Consider the following 15,430-nt stretch of genomic DNA (forward strand, 5'->3'; position numbering starts at 1 on the left):
TTTAGTTAGCCGCTTTGTCGGGTGCGGGAACGTCCGAGTTCTGCTTGCAGTCTTTCAGCCAGACGTCGTAGATCGGGTGCTCGACGGCATTGAGACCGGGGCTGTCGGCGAACATCCAGCCGGTGAAGATACGGCGGATCTTGCGGTCCAGTGTGATCTCGTCGACTTCCACGAAGCCGTCGATCTTCTGCGCTTCGGCCTGATCGCGTGAATAGCAGGCCTTCGGCGTCACCTGCAGCGCGCCGAACTGCACGGTCTCGTTGACGTAGACGTCGAAGGTCGTGATGCGGCCGGTGATCTTGTCGAGACCGGAGAACACGGCAACCGAGTTCTCGATCCGGGCAGCGGAGACGACTTGTGGGAGAAGCGTCGAGCCAAGCGCCAGGGAAAGCCCGGCGGCACGCAGGATCTGGTTCCGCGTGAAAAGCTTCATATCTGCCCGTCTCCACAGCATCTTAAAATCGAAGGCCGCAATCGCTGCGGCCATTCTGCGGGTAATGGTCAATTGTGGCTAAAAGCGGGGCTGTCGCCGCGCGCTCAGTTGCCAGGCGTCCAGGCGTCGTAGTCGCCGGTCACCCGCGGACGTTCACCAGGAACGACCAGCGAGCCGGGCGGGCGATAGGCCTGCGGCGAACCCGTCGGGTTCGCACGGTGCGGCTTCTGCCATTCCTTCGCAACATAGTTTTCCTGGGTCGGCGGAACATTGGTGCGGTGATGCATCCAGCCATGCCAGCCCGGGGGAATAGCGGAAGCTTCGGCATAGCCCTTGTAAATGACCCAACGCTTCGGGAGACCGTAGGACGACATGCCGCCTTCGTAGTAAACGTTGCCCAATTCGTCTTCACCGACGCGCTTGCCGAAACGCCAGGTCGCGAAGCGCGTACCGATCGTCTGACCGTTCCACCAGGTGAAGATTTGCACGAGGAGATTCTTCATGTCTTTTCCTTGAGCTAGCCGGACGGCAAGCGGGACCAGAATTTGATCCCTCGCTTATGCCGCCAGCGAGGTGCATTGTCCAGTGATTCCAGTGTCACATCGGTTCATTTCAGCGCCATCTTGAAGCCGAGATGAGATTGCTTGAAGCCAAGTCGCTCATAGAAGCGGTGGGCGTCCTTGCGACCGGCATTCGAGGTTAGTTGAACGAGGCGCAGGCCGCGACGTTTTGCCTCCGCGATGGCAAACTCGATCATCTCAGCGCCAATACCCTGCCCACGCATGTCACCACGCGTCTGCACCGCCTCGATGATCATCGACGACGAACCGCGACCAACCAGCGACGTGACGATCATTGTCTGGAACGTGCCGACAACCTGCCCCTCCCGTTCAGCGACATATAGCGTCTGATCGCGTGATAAGGCGATCCGCTCGAATGCTCTGAGATAGTCGCCGAAGGCCTCGGGCGCAGTCGTGTCGCCGTGACCGCCGAGATCATCGGCGGCAAAGATCGCCACAAGCGCAGCAACGTCGGCGCTACGCGCTTCGCGAATAATGGTTTGGGTCATGATGGTTAGCGCAGTTCCAGGGGCTTTTCGAGGATCAGGGTCGGTATGCCGGACTGCCCCGGTCCGTCGTTTTCATTGCGGCCGACATCCTCGAAACCGTGGGCATGGTAGAAGGCGATTGCCGCCGCATTCTGCGGCTCTATTTCCAGACGCATGATTTCTGCATCGGGAAAACAGGTTTCCAACTCGGCGAAGATCTCGCGCCCGATGCCCTGCCGATGGAGAGGTGGACGGACATAGAGCAGATGAAGCATGACGGTCTTCGTCATTTCATCCGACATGGCGGCATAACCGATGCCGCCGATATCCTTGCCATTGTCGGCAACGAGGAACTCGGCATTCTTCTTCGCCAGCCGCGCCTGCAGCGCAGCCGGCGAAAACAGATGACCAACGAGATCCTTTACCTTCGCTTCGCCATAGAGGCCAGCATAGGTCGCGCGAAACCCCTCATCCAACAACGTGCGCATCTTGCTAAGATCACCCTCGCTGGCAGTGCGCACGAAATACACAGTCCCTACTCCTCGATGCCGAGCTTCGCCTTCACGAGAGCCTGGACAGCCTGCGGGTTTGCCTTACCGCCGGTCGCCTTCATGACCTGACCGACGAACCAGCCGGCCAGTGTCGGCTTGGCCTGAACCTTGGCGACTTGATCCGGGTTGGCGGCGATGATTTCGTCGACGGCCCGCTCGATCGCACCGGTATCGGTCACCTGCTTCATGCCTCTGACTTCGACGATCTCGGCGGGATCGCCGCCCTCGTTCAGCACGATTTCGAACAGGTCCTTCGCGATCTTTCCTGAAATAGTCTCCGCCTTGATGAGGTCAATGATCGCACCAAGCTGAGCCGGCGAAACGGAGGTCTCCTCGATGCTCTTGCCGGTGCGGTTCAGCGCACCGAGCAGGTCGTTGATGACCCAGTTAGCGGCCGCCTTGCCGTCGCGGCCTTCAGCCACGGCTTCGAAATAGTCGGCAATCGCCTTTTCCGAGACCAGAACGGAAGCGTCGTAGATCGACAGACCGAGTTCGCGCACGAAGCGCTCCTTCTTGTCGTCCGGCAGTTCCGGCAGGTCGGCTGCGAGCGCCTTGACGAAGGCATCGTCGAACTCGAGGGGTAGCAGATCCGGATCTGGGAAATAACGGTAGTCGTGCGCGTCTTCCTTGGAGCGCATAGACCGCGTCTCGCCCTTGTTCGGGTCGAAAAGACGAGTCTCCTGCTCGATCGCGCCGCCATCTTCCAGAATGCCGATCTGGCGGCGGGCTTCGTATTCGATCGCCTGACCGATGAACCGGATGGAGTTGACGTTCTTGATCTCGCAACGCGTGCCGAAGCCTTCGCCTGGGCGACGGACGGAGACGTTGACGTCGGCGCGCATCGAGCCTTCGTCCATGTTGCCGTCGCAGGTTCCGAGGTAGCGCACGATAGAGCGCAGCTTCGTCATGTAGGCCTTGGCTTCATCCGACGAGCGCATATCGGGCTTGGATACGATCTCCATCAGCGCGACGCCCGAGCGGTTGAGGTCGACGTAGGACATCGTAGCGTGCTGGTCGTGCAGCGACTTGCCGGCGTCCTGTTCCAGATGCAGGCGCTCGATGCCGATCTCGATGTCCTCGAACTGGCCCTGGCGATCCGGGCCGAGCGAGATGATGATCTTGCCCTCGCCGACGATCGGATCCTTGAACTGCGAGATCTGGTAGCCCTGTGGCAGGTCCGGATAGAAGTAGTTCTTGCGGTCGAAGATCGAGCGCTTGTTGATCTGCGCCTTGAGACCAAGGCCAGTGCGGACCGCCTGGGCGACGCATTCCTCGTTGATGACGGGCAGCATGCCGGGCATCGCGGCATCGACGAGCGAAACGTTGGAATTCTGCGGCTTGCCGAATTCGGTCGCAGCGCCCGAGAACAGCTTCGAATTCGACAGCACCTGCGCATGGACTTCCATGCCGATGATGACTTCCCAATCGCCAGTGGCGCCGGGAATGAAGCGTTTCGGATCAGGCGTGCGAACGTCGACAATGGTCATTGGGATGCTCTTTTTGAGGCTGTTCTTTTCAACTGGTGAGGTAACGGAAATGGCTTGCGGGTGCAAGGCTTTCGGCTCTGCGTCGCAGCAAGCCGGCCGGTTTGGCGCATGTTAACGCAATGGGCTTAGCGTGATTTAAATGACAACGATTGATATTCTAAAGATCATCGGGCTCTTCGTGGCGTTGAATGCCTTGGTGTTCTCGATCTACTTTCTCGACAAGCAGGCTGCCCGCAGTCATCGGCGGCGGATCAGCGAGAAGACCTTGCTTACACTCGCTTTCGTCGGCGGCAGCCTTGGGGCGGTCTGTGCACAACGGCTCTTTCGTCATAAGACGCAGAAGGAACCGTTCCGGTCGATCCTGAGGGCTATCGTGCTGGTTCATATGGCGATCGCGCTTTTGCTATCAAGCGCTCTCGGCTACCTCGCGCTGGAGGGCGCGCTGCTAGACTAGGCCATAGATGCCGTCGTCCGCGGATTCCAATGACTTTGACAGCCCGACCGACGGGACATCACGATCGAGCTTGGGATTGTAGGCAATCGATAGCCAATGAATTGCATACCCACGCTTCTGGAAAAAGCCGATCGCCTCAGAGTTCCCCGAGTGTGTCTGCATCATTGCCGTGTCGAAGCCCTGCGCGGCGATGTCCTTCTCGATATCCTGCAAGAGTGCGGTTCCGAGACCGTGACCGGTGAAGGCAGGATCGATCCAGAAGTCCGAGATCTTCTCGTCGAGCGTCTCGCGCGCTGCCCACCCAGCCGCATGCCCGTTCCACTCAATGACGGTGACGGTGATCCAGCTCCCCGCAACGAAGTTGAAGAACGCGCTTCGCGCGGCGTCGACCATAGCATCTCCTTCGCCGATGGATGCCATCGCCTTCTGCCAGGCCCTTATTCCGATCTCGCTCAAAAGCTCCGCTTCGCCTTCCCGGGCATTGCGAATGTGGATCAACGGCACCTCCGACTTTCCACGGAAGTAAAGCACCGAATCACCCCGTTCTCCAAGCCTCAGGTTTCGAGCGCGAGACACGGCGGAAATGTCCTCTCTCGGTTGCAAATCTTGACGAGGTGTCGCGCAGCCAGTATCAAGGCCGCATGTTGAATTCGTCTTCTCAGACCCGGTAGAGGCCCTGCCCGCAGGTTTTCCCTGTGCGCATGGGCCCCGAAAAGAACGAAGCCCTGACGTCCGACCGGACGCCAGATGTTTTTGCGCGCCTCACGGCGCAAGACCGGATCAACATTTCCATGGATATTTCACGCACGGAGCAGCGCATCCTGCACCTGTTGGCCCAAGGCGGCCGCATTGAAATCGAACGCGACGACAACCGGAAAATCGAGGCGGTAAGATGCCTTACCCGCGACGGCTGGGTCTATCCCGGCTTCGGCCTTGAGCTGTTTCGCAAATTGAAGCAGAAGCGGGCGATCAAATCCTCAGGCGGCAAGCCCTACCGGATTACCGAACGAGGACTGGTTCTCGTCAGAGCCGAACAGGACAACAGATAGTTGTCCGAGCCGCGCGTCGCCTGGCGCGCGGCTTACTTTCAAAGCTGCTTGAAAAGCTCCGCCTTCATCACCGACCATTCGTCGGCGACCTTAGCGTTCCCACGCCGTTTACCCGCCTGGCGGTACCAGTAGTCGGCATTCCAGTCGTCGCCTTCGATGCGGTGGCAGATGGCATGCCCCCAATCGAAAAGCGCCTCGCCCTCATGCGCCTGGCAGACTTCATGCACTGCTTGCCATTCCGGACCAACGATGAAACCTGCCGCGGCGAGACGGTCGAATGCTTCGATCATCTGAGTGATATCTGACGCCGACATGAGTCCTCCTCCTGGTAGGGCCGCAATGGACGAATACAAAGTCCACGCCCGAGGTAGCTGGACCTCAGTCGCCCGACAAGGAACGACCGCCTCGTCGGCGGCCGATGCCGATGTGGCTCGCTCACCACCACTTGGCGGGCGTGAACTTGCCTGCCGCCTGCTCTATTACGTGCGCAGTCTTGAACAGCGTCTCTTCGTCGAACGGCTTGCCAATCAGCTGCAGACCGAGCGGCAGGCCGCCGTGATCCAGACCGGCAGGAACGGCAATGCCCGGCAGCCCGGCCATGTTGACCGTCACCGTGAAGATGTCGTTCAGGTACATCTTCACCGGATCGGACGCGAGGTTCTCGTCGGCGACGCCGAAGGCCGACGACGGTGTCGCGGGCGTCAGGATCGCATCGACGCCGGCGTTGAACGCCAGTTCGAAGTCGCGCTTGATCAGCGTGCGGACCTTCTGGGCCTTGATGTAATAGGCGTCGTAGTAGCCGGCGGACAGCACGTAGGTGCCGATCATGATGCGGCGCTTGACTTCCTTGCCGAAGCCGGCGGCACGCGTCCTTTCGTACATGTCGACGATGTCCTTGCCATCGACGCGCAGGCCATAGCGGACGCCGTCATAACGGGCAAGGTTTGATGAGGCTTCCGCCGGAGCGACGATGTAATAGGCCGGCAGGGCATACTTGGTGTGCGGCAGCGAGATGTTGACGATCTCGGCGCCTGCGTCCTTCAGCCAGGCAATGCCCTGCTGCCATAGCGTTTCGATTTCCTCAGGCATGCCGTCGACGCGGTATTCGTTCGGAATACCAATCTTCATGCCCTTCAGCGACTTGCCAAGTGCGGCCTCATATTCGGGAACCGGCAGATCGACGGAGGTCGTGTCCTTTGGATCGACGGAGGCCATCGACTTCAGCAGGATCGCGGCATCGCGCACATCGCGAGCAATCGGGCCGGCCTGATCGAGGGAAGACGCGAAGGCTACCGTGCCCCAGCGCGAGCAGCGGCCGTAAGTCGGCTTGATCCCGACAGTGCCGGTGAAGGCTGCAGGCTGGCGGATCGAGCCGCCCGTATCCGTTGCCGTGGCGCCGGCGCAGAGGTGGGCTGCAACGGCAGCCGCCGAGCCCCCGGAGGAACCGCCCGGTACCAGCTGTTGGTTGGAGCCACCCGAACGCCAGGGGTTGATCACCGAGCCGTAGTAGGAGGTCTCGTTGGAAGAGCCCATCGCAAACTCGTCCATGTTGAGCTTGCCGAGCATGACGGCGCCATCGTCCCAGAGGTTCTGCGTGACTGTCGACTCGTAGTGCGGCTTGAAACCATCGAGGATGTGGCTGCAGGCCTGCGTGTGAATGCCTTCGGTGGCAAACAGGTCCTTGATGCCGAGCGGAATACCCTCGAGCTCGCCGCCCTTGCCGCCGGCGAGACGCGCGTCGGAGGCTTCCGCCATCTGCAGCGCCTTCTCGGGCGTGACCTTGATGTAGGCGTTGAGCTTGTCGTTCGCTGCTTCGATCGCCGAAATATAGGCTTCGGTCAGTTCGGTCGCTTTGATTTCCTTGGCGCGCAGCTTCGTGCGGGCTTCGGCAATGGTCAGGCTGGTGAGTTCGCTCATGGTAATTCGCTTCAAATCTGGAATGGCAACAAAGGTCGAAAAACGGCGAAGGCCTTATTCGACGACTTTGGGTACCAGGAAGAAATTCTGATCGGTGACAGGCGCGTTCGAGACGATGTCAGCAGCCTTGTTGCCGTCGGTCACATCATCGGTGCGCTTCTTCATCTCCATCGGCGTGACCGATGTCATTGCCTCGACGCCCTCGACGTCGACTTCGGAGAGCTGCTCGACGAAGCCGAGGATGCCATTCAGCTCACCCACCATGCGATTTGCCTCTTCTTCGGTGACGGCAATACGGGCAAGGCGCGCTACGCGCTTAACGGTGGCAAAGTCGACGGACATGGTATTCTCCGGATAGGATTTTTCCTACCCGCTATAAAGGCCATGCCCGCCGTGCGCAACGGGCATGGCCCTTGGATTGCGTAGAATTCCGCTACCGAAATCGGAGCGGTTTTGCTGACGTAACCTAGACGGAAAGGCTCTCGCCCGGCTTCGGCGTCCTCACCGCGGTCGTCGATCCATCCATACCCGAGACAAACTTCTCCGGCGTCTGATCGATGATCGGGAAGGTGCCGTAGTGGCAAGGTATCGCCGTCTTGAAGTTGAAGTAGCGCTGGCAGGCCAGCGCCGCGACCGCGCCGCCCATCGTGAAGCGGTCGCCGACCGGCACCAGTCCGATATCCGGCTGATGCAGTTCATTGATCAGCGCCATGTCGGAGAAGATGTCGGTATCGCCCATGGCGAGGATGGAGGCTTCCTCGTCGAAATGCAGCATCAGGCCGTTTGCATTGCCGAGCGCATGCGAAACGCCGTCTTCGGTGATCTGGGCGGAGGAATGCAGCGCGTTGGTGAAGGTTGCCGAGAAACCGTCGAAGGAAACAGTCCCCCCGGTATTGCCCATTTCGAGCTTCGCCAGGCCCTTGGACCCCAGCCACGAGGCAAGGTCGGCGTTGGCGAGAACGACCGCGCCGGTCTCCTTGGCGAGCGCTACGGTGTCGCCGACATGATCGCCGTGACCGTGGGTCAGCAGGATGTGGGTGACGCCGCTCGCGACATCCTTGAGGTTCTGCCCAGCGAAGGAGGAATTGTGCGTGAGAAACGGATCCAGCAAGATTTTCGCCTTCCCGATCTCGATGCGGAAAGCGGAGTGACCGAGCCAAGTGATCTTCATAAAATGTCTCCTTCGATTATCGGATGCAAAAGCCTGTTTTGCTGGCTATGGACATATCGGATGCGGTCGCAAAGAAAAGCGTCACCGCTTCAATTTCTTTTGACAGGATGAAACGACGATGACGGTGCTAACGATCGAAGAACTCTCAACTGCGTTGCAGCCGGGACAGGCGATCGCGGGCCTCGATCTCGGCACGAAGACGATCGGGCTTTCGATGTCCGATCTCGGCCGGCGCTTTTCGACGCCGCGGCCGGTCATCAAGCGCGAAAAATTCACGATCGATGCGACGACGTTGCTGGAGTTTGCCGCTAAGGAAAAGGTCGCCGCCTTTGTGATTGGTCTGCCAATGAACATGGACGGATCGGCCGGACCGCGCGTTCAGGCGACGCGCGCCTTCGTGCGCAACATGGAGCAGAAGACTGACCTGCCGTTCGTCTACTGGGACGAGCGGCTGTCGACGGTCGCCGCCGAGCGGGCGCTGCTCGAGATGGACGTATCACGCAGGCAGCGTGCCGAGCGGATCGACTCGGCAGCGGCAAGCTTCATTCTTCAGGGAGCGCTGGACAGGCTATCGTTGCTCGGCAGAACGGCATCGGGCGATTTTGACGCGTGACGTGCACGCCACCAGGCGGCAATTGCCTTGCGTCGGCGGAACCCAATGATTGCGAAGACGACAAGACTGTCGACGACGATCGCGCGGGCAACCAGCGGCGGAATGGTTTCCGGCGGAATGCCGAGCACCTTGCCATAAATCTCGAAGGTCAGGTCATGCACCTGCCTACTGAGCATATAGATGCCGAAGTTCATGTCGTAATAGGAAAGCCAATACCATCCCGCCAGGAAGACAATGGGACCGGCCCAGAAGATCAGGAACCACTTCATGCGGTCGTCTCTCGTTCTCTTCGACTGGATAGCCCCTCGTGGGAAACCGCCCATATCGACAACGCCATCGAACCCAGAACCAGCCCTGGCACAGCGATATCCAGCGCAAGCACAGCGAAAAACATCATCGCGGCAACAAGAAACGCGCCTCTCGCGATTTTAGTTCCCATGGTTCCAGACACCCAACATTTTGGACTGACTGGCAAACTGACTTCTTACCCGGGAAGGCGCAACGTAAACCATTTGTTAAGGTTAACGCGCGCGGGGACGCCTGTGGAAAGACTGTGCTCGGCCTCAGCCGTAGACGCCGCGAACGATACGTTTCAGAGCCGTTGCGGCCTTCTCCCAATCCTTCGACGTCTTGAGCGTCAGTCCGGCGCACTGGCCTCCAGCGGATGCGGAAAGAACGAGATGCTGGATGGCCGCGATCAGAAGCGCATTGACGGCCACAACGTCGACGCCCTTTGGCGGCATCAGCGATCCCCGCATGCGATCGAGCCAGTTTGCTAGGGCCTTCGACCGCGCCTCGGAAAGCCGCCTGACCTGCTCGGTGTTTTCGGAAACCTCCCAGGCAACGATTCGGCGAACAAGTGGATCATCCCGCAACGCCTCGAGGAAAAGCAGCGACAGCCGCTCCATGAGGTCGCCGTAGGTCAGGAGAAACATGCCACCGGTATCCTCGGGAATGCGGTCCTTGACCCAATTGCCGAGATCGGCGCCGATCGCTTCCACGAGGCCGTTCAAGCCGCCGTAGTAGCGGTAGATCAGTTGCTTGTCGCAGCCGGCGCGGCGGGCAACCGCGTTGATGCCGAAATTCTGGAACCCCTCTTCCGCCAGCAACGACTTGGCTGCGTTCAGAATTGCCTTCTCGGTAGCGCTTCGGTCGCGAATACGCTTTTCGGGTTCGACACGGATTGCGTCGGCAACGGGCGCAAGCACCATGGGGTCGTTCAGCATGAGGGATTCGGTCCAGTTGTCACTTTGCGGTGAGTAACAACGCCACAGATCAGCGGCAACGGACATGTCTTGCAAAGATTGTGGACAGTTCGCGAAAGATGGCAACGATTTCAAAGTGTCACCATACGGTGACATTTAGCTGCCTGCCCTTATAGTCTCTGTCCAAACCAGACCGTTCGGTCGGAAGCGTCGACCAATGGCGGGCCAAGTCGGCTGAACCCGCGGGAGCCCCAAAAACGCAGAGCGCCATAATTGTTAGCATTGGCGCCGAGGTGGACGGCTTCGACGCCGGCCTCTCTTGCATTCGACAGCCATCGGTCGAGGAGCTTCGTGCCCATCCCCTGCCCCTGTAAACGCGGCAGTAGGTTCATGTGGATGTGCGCGGGAAAGGCTTCGACGAGCGCAGCAGGCGCCGAAGACGGATGGTGGATCGCGGAAATGCGTTTCTGATCGGCGTCCCAGTTCTCGGGATCGCCCTCCGGATCGCTGTACGCCCGACGAAGTGCCGGCCACCAATCGCGTTCAAGCCGCTGATCGAATGCAACCGTATCGAACCCGCCGACGATGTAGCCGGCAACTCCTTCGGAGTCCTCTGCCACGAAAGCGGTTTCAGGGCTCAGCAGCACGTAGGGTGCCGAATAAATATGTCCGATCAGCTTGCCGTCGCGGTGCAATTTGGACGCATCGCTGCCGGCGTCGCCCGTCACGAGCGAGATTTGATAGATCTGCTCGAGATCGTCGGTACGGACGGGACGCAGCACAGTCATCAGCTTGCCGGCGGATAGAGAAGATCGACGATGTAGCTGGCGTCGAAGCGCGAATCCAGCATGCCGTAGGTCGAGCGCCAGCCGCCTGCAAGGCGGGTTTCGATGAAGGCATCGGCGATCCGCCCTGCCCCCAGGCGATAGAGTTCGGCGGCACCGGCAGCGAGCGCCAGCTGTTCGACGAGCAGGCGTGCAGCGCCCTCGTCCCGCTCGCAAAGCGCCATGGCGGCGCGCAGCACGTCGATGGTCTTCTTGCCGGCCGGTCCGAGATCGCGCGCGAGACCTGCGAATACCGTTTCGAAAAGGTCCTTGCCGCGGTTCAGGATGCGTAGCACGTCGAGTGCCATGACATTGCCCGAGCCTTCCCAGATCGCGTTAACGGGCGCTTCGCGATAGTGGCGGGCGATCGGGCGCTCCTCGATGTAGCCGCTGCCGCCGATGCATTCCATCGCCTCGTAAATCAGAGATGGCGCAATCTTGCAGCACCAGTATTTTGCGACCGGCGTCATGACGCGGGCGTAGGCCGCCTCTTCGGCGCTGCCGCGTGCCCGATCGAAGGCATCGGCAAGGCGGAAGGACAGCGCCGTCGCAGCCGCCACATCGAGGGCCATATCGGCCAGGACGCGCGTCATGATCGGCTGGCTCACCAGCATCTTTCCGAAAACGCTGCGGCCGCGGGTGTGATGCACGGCCTCGGCCAGCGAAGCGCGCATGATGCCCGAGGAGGCCAGCGCGCAGTCGAGCCGCGTTAATGTCACCATGTCGAGAATAGTGCGGATACCGCCATCCGGCGTGCCGAGCAGGAAGCCGAACGTATCGTTGAATTCGACTTCCGACGAGGCATTGGAGCGATTGCCGACCTTGTCCTTCAGGCGCTGGAAGTGCAGGCCGTTCGCCGAACCATCCTCCAGAAGACGTGGAACGAGGAAGCAGCCCATCCCATCCTTGGTCTGCGCCAGCATCACGAAGGCGTCGCTCATCGGCGCCGACATGAACCACTTGTGGCCGGACAGACGATAGATGCCTTCGCTGACCTTCTCCGCCGTCGTCGTGTTGGCGCGAACGTCGGTGCCGCCCTGCTTCTCGGTCATGCCCATGCCGATCGTCACGGCGGACTTCTGCATGGCAGGCTTGTTGGTGGAATCATATTTGCGCGAGAGGATCTTCGGTGCCCAGTCCTTCTGCACGGCCGGCGAAGCCGAAAGCGCTGCGACCGAGGCACTCGTCATCGTCAGCGGGCAGAGATGGCCGGATTCCAACTGCGCCGTCAGATAGAAGCGCGCTGCCCTAACCTTGTGCGCCTGGTTTTTGGCCTCAGTGTCCGCCTGCGGATCCCAGACAGACGAATGCAGCCCCGACGACATCGAACGGCGCATCAGCGCGTGCCAGGCCGGATGGAACTCGACAACATCGAGCCGCTCGCCGCGCGGACCATGCGTGCGCAGCTGCGGCACGCCCTGATTCGCCATGCGCGCCAGCTCCTGCGCCTCCGGAGAGGTCACGTACCGGCCCATGTTGTCGAGATCGTCGCGGATCCCACGCGGCAGCGTGCCGGTCAGGTCGACGATCAGCGGATCGGACCTGTAGGCGTTGATGCCGGACCACAGGCTCGGCTGGTTGAGTTCGGCAAGTTTCTCTTCGGCGGGCGTCATGAATCGCTTCTAGTGCAAGAGGCAGGCAAAGGGAAACCGGAAGTTACAATTTCCCTGTCCTCTGCAATAGTTGAATTCGGGCAAAATTGCAGGGGGAGACGGGCCTTTGCCCACAGCGCAAGCTTGCCGCCGCCCGGCTCACTCTTTATAGACCCCGCAGACGACAGCAAGAGGCAGGTTCATGGTCTTCTTTCCCCACCGCCACCTCATCGGTATCAAAGGGCTCACCGAGCAGGATATCACCTTTCTCCTCGACAAGGCCGACGAGGCCGTCAAGATCAGCAGGCAGAGAGAGAAGAAAACGTCGACCCTTCGCGGCCTGACTCAGATCAATCTCTTTTTCGAGGCATCGACGCGCACGCAGGCCTCCTTCGAGCTTGCCGGGAAACGTCTCGGCGCCGACGTGATGAACATGTCGGTCGGCAATTCTTCGGTGAAGAAGGGCGAGACCCTGATCGATACGGCAATGACGCTGAACGCGATGCGGCCTGATGTGCTCGTGATCCGCCATTCCAGCGCCGGGGCTGCTGCCCTGCTCGCACAGAAGGTTTCCTGCTCGGTGGTCAATGCCGGCGACGGCCAACATGAGCATCCGACGCAGGCCCTCCTTGACGCTCTGACGATCCGCCGCGCCAAGGGCAAGCTGTCGCGCATTATCGTCGCGATCTGCGGCGACGTGCTGCATTCGCGCGTGGCGCGGTCGAACATCCTATTGCTGAACGCCATGGGCGCACGCGTGCGCGTCGTAGCGCCCGCAACCCTGCTGCCATCAGGTATCGCCGACATGGGCGTTGAGGTCTTCCATTCCATGAAGGAAGGTCTGAAGGACGCCGACGTTGTGATGATGCTGCGTCTGCAGCGCGAGCGCATGTCCGGCGCCTTTGTGCCATCGGTGCGCGAATACTATCACTTCTATGGGCTCGACGCGGAAACGCTAAAAGCGGCGAAGGAAGATGCGCTTGTCATGCATCCCGGCCCGATGAACCGTGGCGTCGAGATCTCCTCCGAGGTCGCGGACGGACCGCAGAGCGTGATTGCCGAACAGGTGGAAATGGGGGTCGCCGTGCGCATGGCCGTCATGGAGACGCTGCTGGTCTCACAGAACCAGGGTCCACGCACCGAAGGAGCCGGCGCATGAAGAACTCGGTCGTCCTCAAGAACGTTCGCATCGTCGACCCCTCGCGCAATCTCGATGAAGTCGGCAGCATCATCGTCAGGGATGGCCTGATCGTTGCGGCCGGCGCGGACGCACAGAACCAGGCAGCGCCCGCCGGTGCCGACGTGCGTGATTGCACCGGCCTCGTCGCTACGCCTGGCCTCGTCGATGCCCGCGTTCATATCGGTGAGCCGGGCGCCGAGCATCGTGAAACGATCGCTTCGGCAAGCCGCGCGGCAGCGGCCGGCGGCGTTACGTCGATCATCATGATGCCGGATACCGATCCCGTCATCGACGACATCGCGCTTGTCGAATTCGTCAAGAAGACGGCGAAGGACAAGGCACTGGTCAACGTCTATCCGGCAGCGGCGATCACGAAACATCTTGCCGGCGAGGAAATGACCGAGATCGGCCTGCTGATGGAAGCCGGCGCCGTCGCGTTTACCGACGGCCGCTCGAGCGTCCACGACACGCAGGTCCTGCGTCGCGTGATGACCTATGCGCGTGAATTCGGCGCCGTCATCTCCTGCGAGACCCGCGACAAATATCTGGGTGCCACCGGGGTCATGCATGAGGGACTGTTTGCCAGCTGGCTCGGTCTCGGGGGTATCCCGAAGGAAGCAGAACTCATCCCGCTCGAACGCGACCTGCGCATCGCCAAGCTGACACGCGGCAACTACCACGCCGCGATGATCTCCGTGCCGGAATCGGTCGAGGCGATCGAGCTTGCCCGCAGCCGTGGTGCGCGCGTTACCTGCGGTATCTCGATCAACAATCTTTCGCTGAACGAAAACGACATCGGCGAATATCGCACCTTCTTCAAGCTCTATCCGCCGCTGCGCTCCGAAGATGATCGTATGGCGATGGTGGATGCGCTGGCGCGCGGTGCGATCGATATCATCGTCTCCTCGCACGACCCGCAGGACGTTGACACGAAACGCCTGCCCTTCGGTGAAGCGGCCGACGGAGCCGTCGGCCTTGAAACGATGCTAGCTGCGGCGCTGCGCCTGCATCACAGCGGCCAGGTCAGCCTGATGCGGCTGATCGATGCCATGTCGACGCGGCCGGCGCAGATTTTCGGCCTCGAGGCCGGCACGCTGAAGCCGGGCGCGAAGGCGGATATTGCGCTGATCGATCTCGATGACCCTTGGCTTGTCTCGAAGGACATGCTTCTTTCCCGCTCGAAGAACACGCCGTTCGAAGACGCTCGCCTCAGCGGGCGCGCTGTTGCGACCTACGTCGCCGGACGCTGCGTGCATACGATATAAAAAGACCACCGGAGGGAACATGGTCTCGGATCTCATGACCTGGCAGATCACGCTGCCGATCGCATTCGCGGCGGCCGCCATTGGCTACCTGCTCGGCTCCATCCCCTTCGGCCTGATCCTGACAAAGGCCGCCGGGCTCGGCGACGTCCGCAGCATCGGGTCTGGCAATATCGGCGCGACCAACGTGCTTAGAACCGGCAACAAGAAGCTTGCAGCCGCAACGCTCCTTCTCGATGCGCTGAAGGCATCGGCCGCAGCTTGGATCGTCGGCTATTTTCTGGGCAACGAAGCAGCGCTGATCGCGGGTTTCTTCGCCTTCATCGGTCACCTCTTCCCGGTCTGGATCGGCTTCAAGGGTGGCAAGGGTGTCGCCACCTACATCGGGACGCTGCTCGGCGTCGCGCCGATCATGGTCCTGGCTTTCGCCGTGGTCTGGCTGGCGGTCGCTTTCACGACCCGGTATTCCTCGCTTGCCGCACTGGTTGCAATGCTTGTCATTCCGGTTGCATTGTGGATACTGGGCGCCGAGAAGGTTGCAGCGGTCATGGCGATCATGACTGTCATCTCCTACTGGAAGCACAAGGCCAACATCTCTCGCCTGATGAGCGGGACGGAAAGCAAGATCGGGGCGAAGGGATAGA

Annotated in this window: 20 protein-coding genes; 6 read left to right on the plus strand and 14 right to left on the minus strand. The window is 60.7% G+C overall.

From position 1 onward, the window contains the following. Position 1: 1 nt before the first annotated feature. The 5 genes from FHT97_RS00200 to gatB all read right to left on the minus strand — a co-directional run bounded on the left by FHT97_RS00200 (position 2) and on the right by gatB (position 3,519). Positions 2-433, minus strand: a complete 432-nt coding sequence (locus FHT97_RS00200; RefSeq protein WP_183859133.1) for a DUF2155 domain-containing protein — start codon at positions 431-433, stop codon at positions 2-4. A gap of 104 nt (positions 434-537) precedes the next feature. Next, a complete protein-coding gene (locus tag FHT97_RS00205; protein ID WP_016553662.1) occupies positions 538-936 on the minus strand; it encodes an NADH:ubiquinone oxidoreductase subunit NDUFA12 in 399 nt (132 codons plus the stop codon). A gap of 104 nt (positions 937-1,040) precedes the next feature. After that, positions 1,041-1,502, minus strand: coding sequence for a GNAT family N-acetyltransferase (locus FHT97_RS00210; RefSeq protein ID WP_183859135.1), 462 nt, complete (start codon positions 1,500-1,502; stop codon positions 1,041-1,043). A 5-nt stretch (positions 1,503-1,507) separates the two neighbouring features. Then, positions 1,508-2,011, minus strand: a complete 504-nt coding sequence (locus tag FHT97_RS00215; RefSeq protein ID WP_183756802.1) for a GNAT family N-acetyltransferase — start codon at positions 2,009-2,011, stop codon at positions 1,508-1,510. A gap of 5 nt (positions 2,012-2,016) precedes the next feature. Further along, complete coding sequence (gene gatB / locus FHT97_RS00220) at positions 2,017-3,519, minus strand: Asp-tRNA(Asn)/Glu-tRNA(Gln) amidotransferase subunit GatB (protein ID WP_183859137.1); 1,503 nt, start codon at positions 3,517-3,519, stop codon at positions 2,017-2,019. 139 nt (positions 3,520-3,658) lie between these two features. Between gatB and FHT97_RS00225 the strand changes: the two genes are divergently transcribed. Continuing rightward, positions 3,659-3,973: a DUF1294 domain-containing protein gene (locus tag FHT97_RS00225; RefSeq protein WP_183859139.1), complete on the plus strand. Its 315-nt coding sequence runs from the start codon at positions 3,659-3,661 to the stop codon at positions 3,971-3,973. Here FHT97_RS00225 and FHT97_RS00230 read toward each other — a convergent pair. Continuing rightward, positions 3,965-4,471, minus strand: a complete 507-nt coding sequence (locus FHT97_RS00230; RefSeq protein ID WP_183859141.1) for a GNAT family N-acetyltransferase — start codon at positions 4,469-4,471, stop codon at positions 3,965-3,967. The two genes, FHT97_RS00225 and FHT97_RS00230, sit on opposite strands and share 9 nt — an antisense overlap. Before the next feature lie 293 nt (positions 4,472-4,764). Between FHT97_RS00230 and FHT97_RS00235 the strand changes: the two genes are divergently transcribed. Continuing rightward, the gene (locus FHT97_RS00235; RefSeq protein WP_183859143.1) at positions 4,765-5,022 is read left to right on the plus strand and encodes a YjhX family toxin; all 258 of its coding nucleotides are present in this window, start codon (positions 4,765-4,767) and stop codon (positions 5,020-5,022) included. 38 nt (positions 5,023-5,060) lie between these two features. Here the strand turns inward: FHT97_RS00235 and FHT97_RS00240 are convergent, their stop codons facing one another. From FHT97_RS00240 to FHT97_RS00255, 4 genes are all read right to left on the minus strand, one after another. Beyond that, the gene (locus tag FHT97_RS00240) at positions 5,061-5,336 is read right to left on the minus strand and encodes a hypothetical protein (protein ID WP_183859145.1); all 276 of its coding nucleotides are present in this window, start codon (positions 5,334-5,336) and stop codon (positions 5,061-5,063) included. Between the two features lie 121 nt (positions 5,337-5,457). Then, positions 5,458-6,939, minus strand: a complete 1,482-nt coding sequence (gatA, locus tag FHT97_RS00245; RefSeq protein WP_183859147.1) for an Asp-tRNA(Asn)/Glu-tRNA(Gln) amidotransferase subunit GatA — start codon at positions 6,937-6,939, stop codon at positions 5,458-5,460. A 54-nt stretch (positions 6,940-6,993) separates the two neighbouring features. After that, positions 6,994-7,281 (minus strand): Asp-tRNA(Asn)/Glu-tRNA(Gln) amidotransferase subunit GatC, encoded by a 288-nt coding sequence (gene gatC / locus FHT97_RS00250; protein WP_016553653.1) that lies wholly within the window; start codon positions 7,279-7,281, stop codon positions 6,994-6,996. Positions 7,282-7,405: 124 nt separating this feature from the next. Continuing rightward, positions 7,406-8,110 carry a metal-dependent hydrolase gene (locus FHT97_RS00255; RefSeq protein WP_183859150.1) on the minus strand — a complete coding sequence of 235 codons (705 nt, stop codon included), beginning with the start codon at positions 8,108-8,110 and terminating at the stop codon, positions 7,406-7,408. 118 nt (positions 8,111-8,228) lie between these two features. On the opposite strand from FHT97_RS00255, the gene ruvX reads away from it, so the two are divergent. Further along, a complete protein-coding gene (gene ruvX, locus FHT97_RS00260; RefSeq protein WP_183756807.1) occupies positions 8,229-8,723 on the plus strand; it encodes a Holliday junction resolvase RuvX in 495 nt (164 codons plus the stop codon). Here the strand turns inward: ruvX and FHT97_RS00265 are convergent. The 4 genes from FHT97_RS00265 to FHT97_RS00280 form a co-directional block, all read right to left on the minus strand. Then, a complete protein-coding gene (locus FHT97_RS00265; RefSeq protein ID WP_183859152.1) occupies positions 8,660-8,992 on the minus strand; it encodes a DUF6105 family protein in 333 nt (110 codons plus the stop codon). The two genes, ruvX and FHT97_RS00265, sit on opposite strands and share 64 nt — an antisense overlap. Before the next feature lie 294 nt (positions 8,993-9,286). After that, positions 9,287-9,949, minus strand: coding sequence for a TetR/AcrR family transcriptional regulator (locus FHT97_RS00270; protein WP_183859153.1), 663 nt, complete (start codon positions 9,947-9,949; stop codon positions 9,287-9,289). 149 nt (positions 9,950-10,098) lie between these two features. Continuing rightward, positions 10,099-10,716 carry a GNAT family N-acetyltransferase gene (locus FHT97_RS00275; protein ID WP_183859155.1) on the minus strand — a complete coding sequence of 206 codons (618 nt, stop codon included), beginning with the start codon at positions 10,714-10,716 and terminating at the stop codon, positions 10,099-10,101. Further along, positions 10,716-12,365, minus strand: coding sequence for an acyl-CoA dehydrogenase family protein (locus tag FHT97_RS00280; protein ID WP_183756811.1), 1,650 nt, complete (start codon positions 12,363-12,365; stop codon positions 10,716-10,718). The genes FHT97_RS00275 and FHT97_RS00280 overlap by 1 nt, the downstream gene beginning before the upstream one ends. 181 nt (positions 12,366-12,546) lie before the next feature. Between FHT97_RS00280 and FHT97_RS00285 the strand changes: the two genes are divergently transcribed. Genes FHT97_RS00285 through plsY form a run of 3 tightly spaced genes read left to right on the plus strand, consistent with a single transcriptional unit; the run spans position 12,547 to position 15,429 of the window. After that, positions 12,547-13,503 carry an aspartate carbamoyltransferase catalytic subunit gene (locus FHT97_RS00285; RefSeq protein ID WP_037127400.1) on the plus strand — a complete coding sequence of 319 codons (957 nt, stop codon included), beginning with the start codon at positions 12,547-12,549 and terminating at the stop codon, positions 13,501-13,503. Beyond that, positions 13,500-14,789, plus strand: a complete 1,290-nt coding sequence (locus FHT97_RS00290) for a dihydroorotase (protein WP_183859157.1) — start codon at positions 13,500-13,502, stop codon at positions 14,787-14,789. The genes FHT97_RS00285 and FHT97_RS00290 overlap by 4 nt, the downstream gene beginning before the upstream one ends. Before the next feature lie 19 nt (positions 14,790-14,808). Further along, a complete protein-coding gene (gene plsY / locus FHT97_RS00295) occupies positions 14,809-15,429 on the plus strand; it encodes a glycerol-3-phosphate 1-O-acyltransferase PlsY (RefSeq protein ID WP_183859159.1) in 621 nt (206 codons plus the stop codon). Position 15,430: the final 1 nt, after the last annotated feature.

Origin of the sequence: Rhizobium sp. BK399, from assembly GCF_014194695.1 — a bacterium.
GTDB lineage: Bacteria > Pseudomonadota > Alphaproteobacteria > Rhizobiales > Rhizobiaceae > Rhizobium.

Coding starts and splice junctions, on each gene's coding strand:
- FHT97_RS00235 (WP_183859143.1), top strand. CDS start 4,765: ATGGATATTTCACGCACGGAGCAGCGCATCCTGCACCTGTTGGCCCAA.
- FHT97_RS00270 (WP_183859153.1), bottom strand. CDS start 9,949: ATGCTGAACGACCCCATGGTGCTTGCGCCCGTTGCCGACGCAATCCGT.
- FHT97_RS00255 (WP_183859150.1), bottom strand. CDS start 8,110: ATGAAGATCACTTGGCTCGGTCACTCCGCTTTCCGCATCGAGATCGGG.
- plsY (WP_183859159.1), top strand. CDS start 14,809: ATGGTCTCGGATCTCATGACCTGGCAGATCACGCTGCCGATCGCATTC.
- FHT97_RS00285 (WP_037127400.1), top strand. CDS start 12,547: ATGGTCTTCTTTCCCCACCGCCACCTCATCGGTATCAAAGGGCTCACC.
- gatB (WP_183859137.1), bottom strand. CDS start 3,519: ATGACCATTGTCGACGTTCGCACGCCTGATCCGAAACGCTTCATTCCC.
- FHT97_RS00205 (WP_016553662.1), bottom strand. CDS start 936: ATGAAGAATCTCCTCGTGCAAATCTTCACCTGGTGGAACGGTCAGACG.
- FHT97_RS00200 (WP_183859133.1), bottom strand. CDS start 433: ATGAAGCTTTTCACGCGGAACCAGATCCTGCGTGCCGCCGGGCTTTCC.
- FHT97_RS00265 (WP_183859152.1), bottom strand. CDS start 8,992: ATGAAGTGGTTCCTGATCTTCTGGGCCGGTCCCATTGTCTTCCTGGCG.
- ruvX (WP_183756807.1), top strand. CDS start 8,229: ATGACGGTGCTAACGATCGAAGAACTCTCAACTGCGTTGCAGCCGGGA.
- gatC (WP_016553653.1), bottom strand. CDS start 7,281: ATGTCCGTCGACTTTGCCACCGTTAAGCGCGTAGCGCGCCTTGCCCGT.
- FHT97_RS00280 (WP_183756811.1), bottom strand. CDS start 12,365: ATGACGCCCGCCGAAGAGAAACTTGCCGAACTCAACCAGCCGAGCCTG.
- FHT97_RS00225 (WP_183859139.1), top strand. CDS start 3,659: ATGACAACGATTGATATTCTAAAGATCATCGGGCTCTTCGTGGCGTTG.
- FHT97_RS00275 (WP_183859155.1), bottom strand. CDS start 10,716: ATGACTGTGCTGCGTCCCGTCCGTACCGACGATCTCGAGCAGATCTAT.
- FHT97_RS00290 (WP_183859157.1), top strand. CDS start 13,500: ATGAAGAACTCGGTCGTCCTCAAGAACGTTCGCATCGTCGACCCCTCG.
- FHT97_RS00240 (WP_183859145.1), bottom strand. CDS start 5,336: ATGTCGGCGTCAGATATCACTCAGATGATCGAAGCATTCGACCGTCTC.
- gatA (WP_183859147.1), bottom strand. CDS start 6,939: ATGAGCGAACTCACCAGCCTGACCATTGCCGAAGCCCGCACGAAGCTG.
- FHT97_RS00210 (WP_183859135.1), bottom strand. CDS start 1,502: ATGACCCAAACCATTATTCGCGAAGCGCGTAGCGCCGACGTTGCTGCG.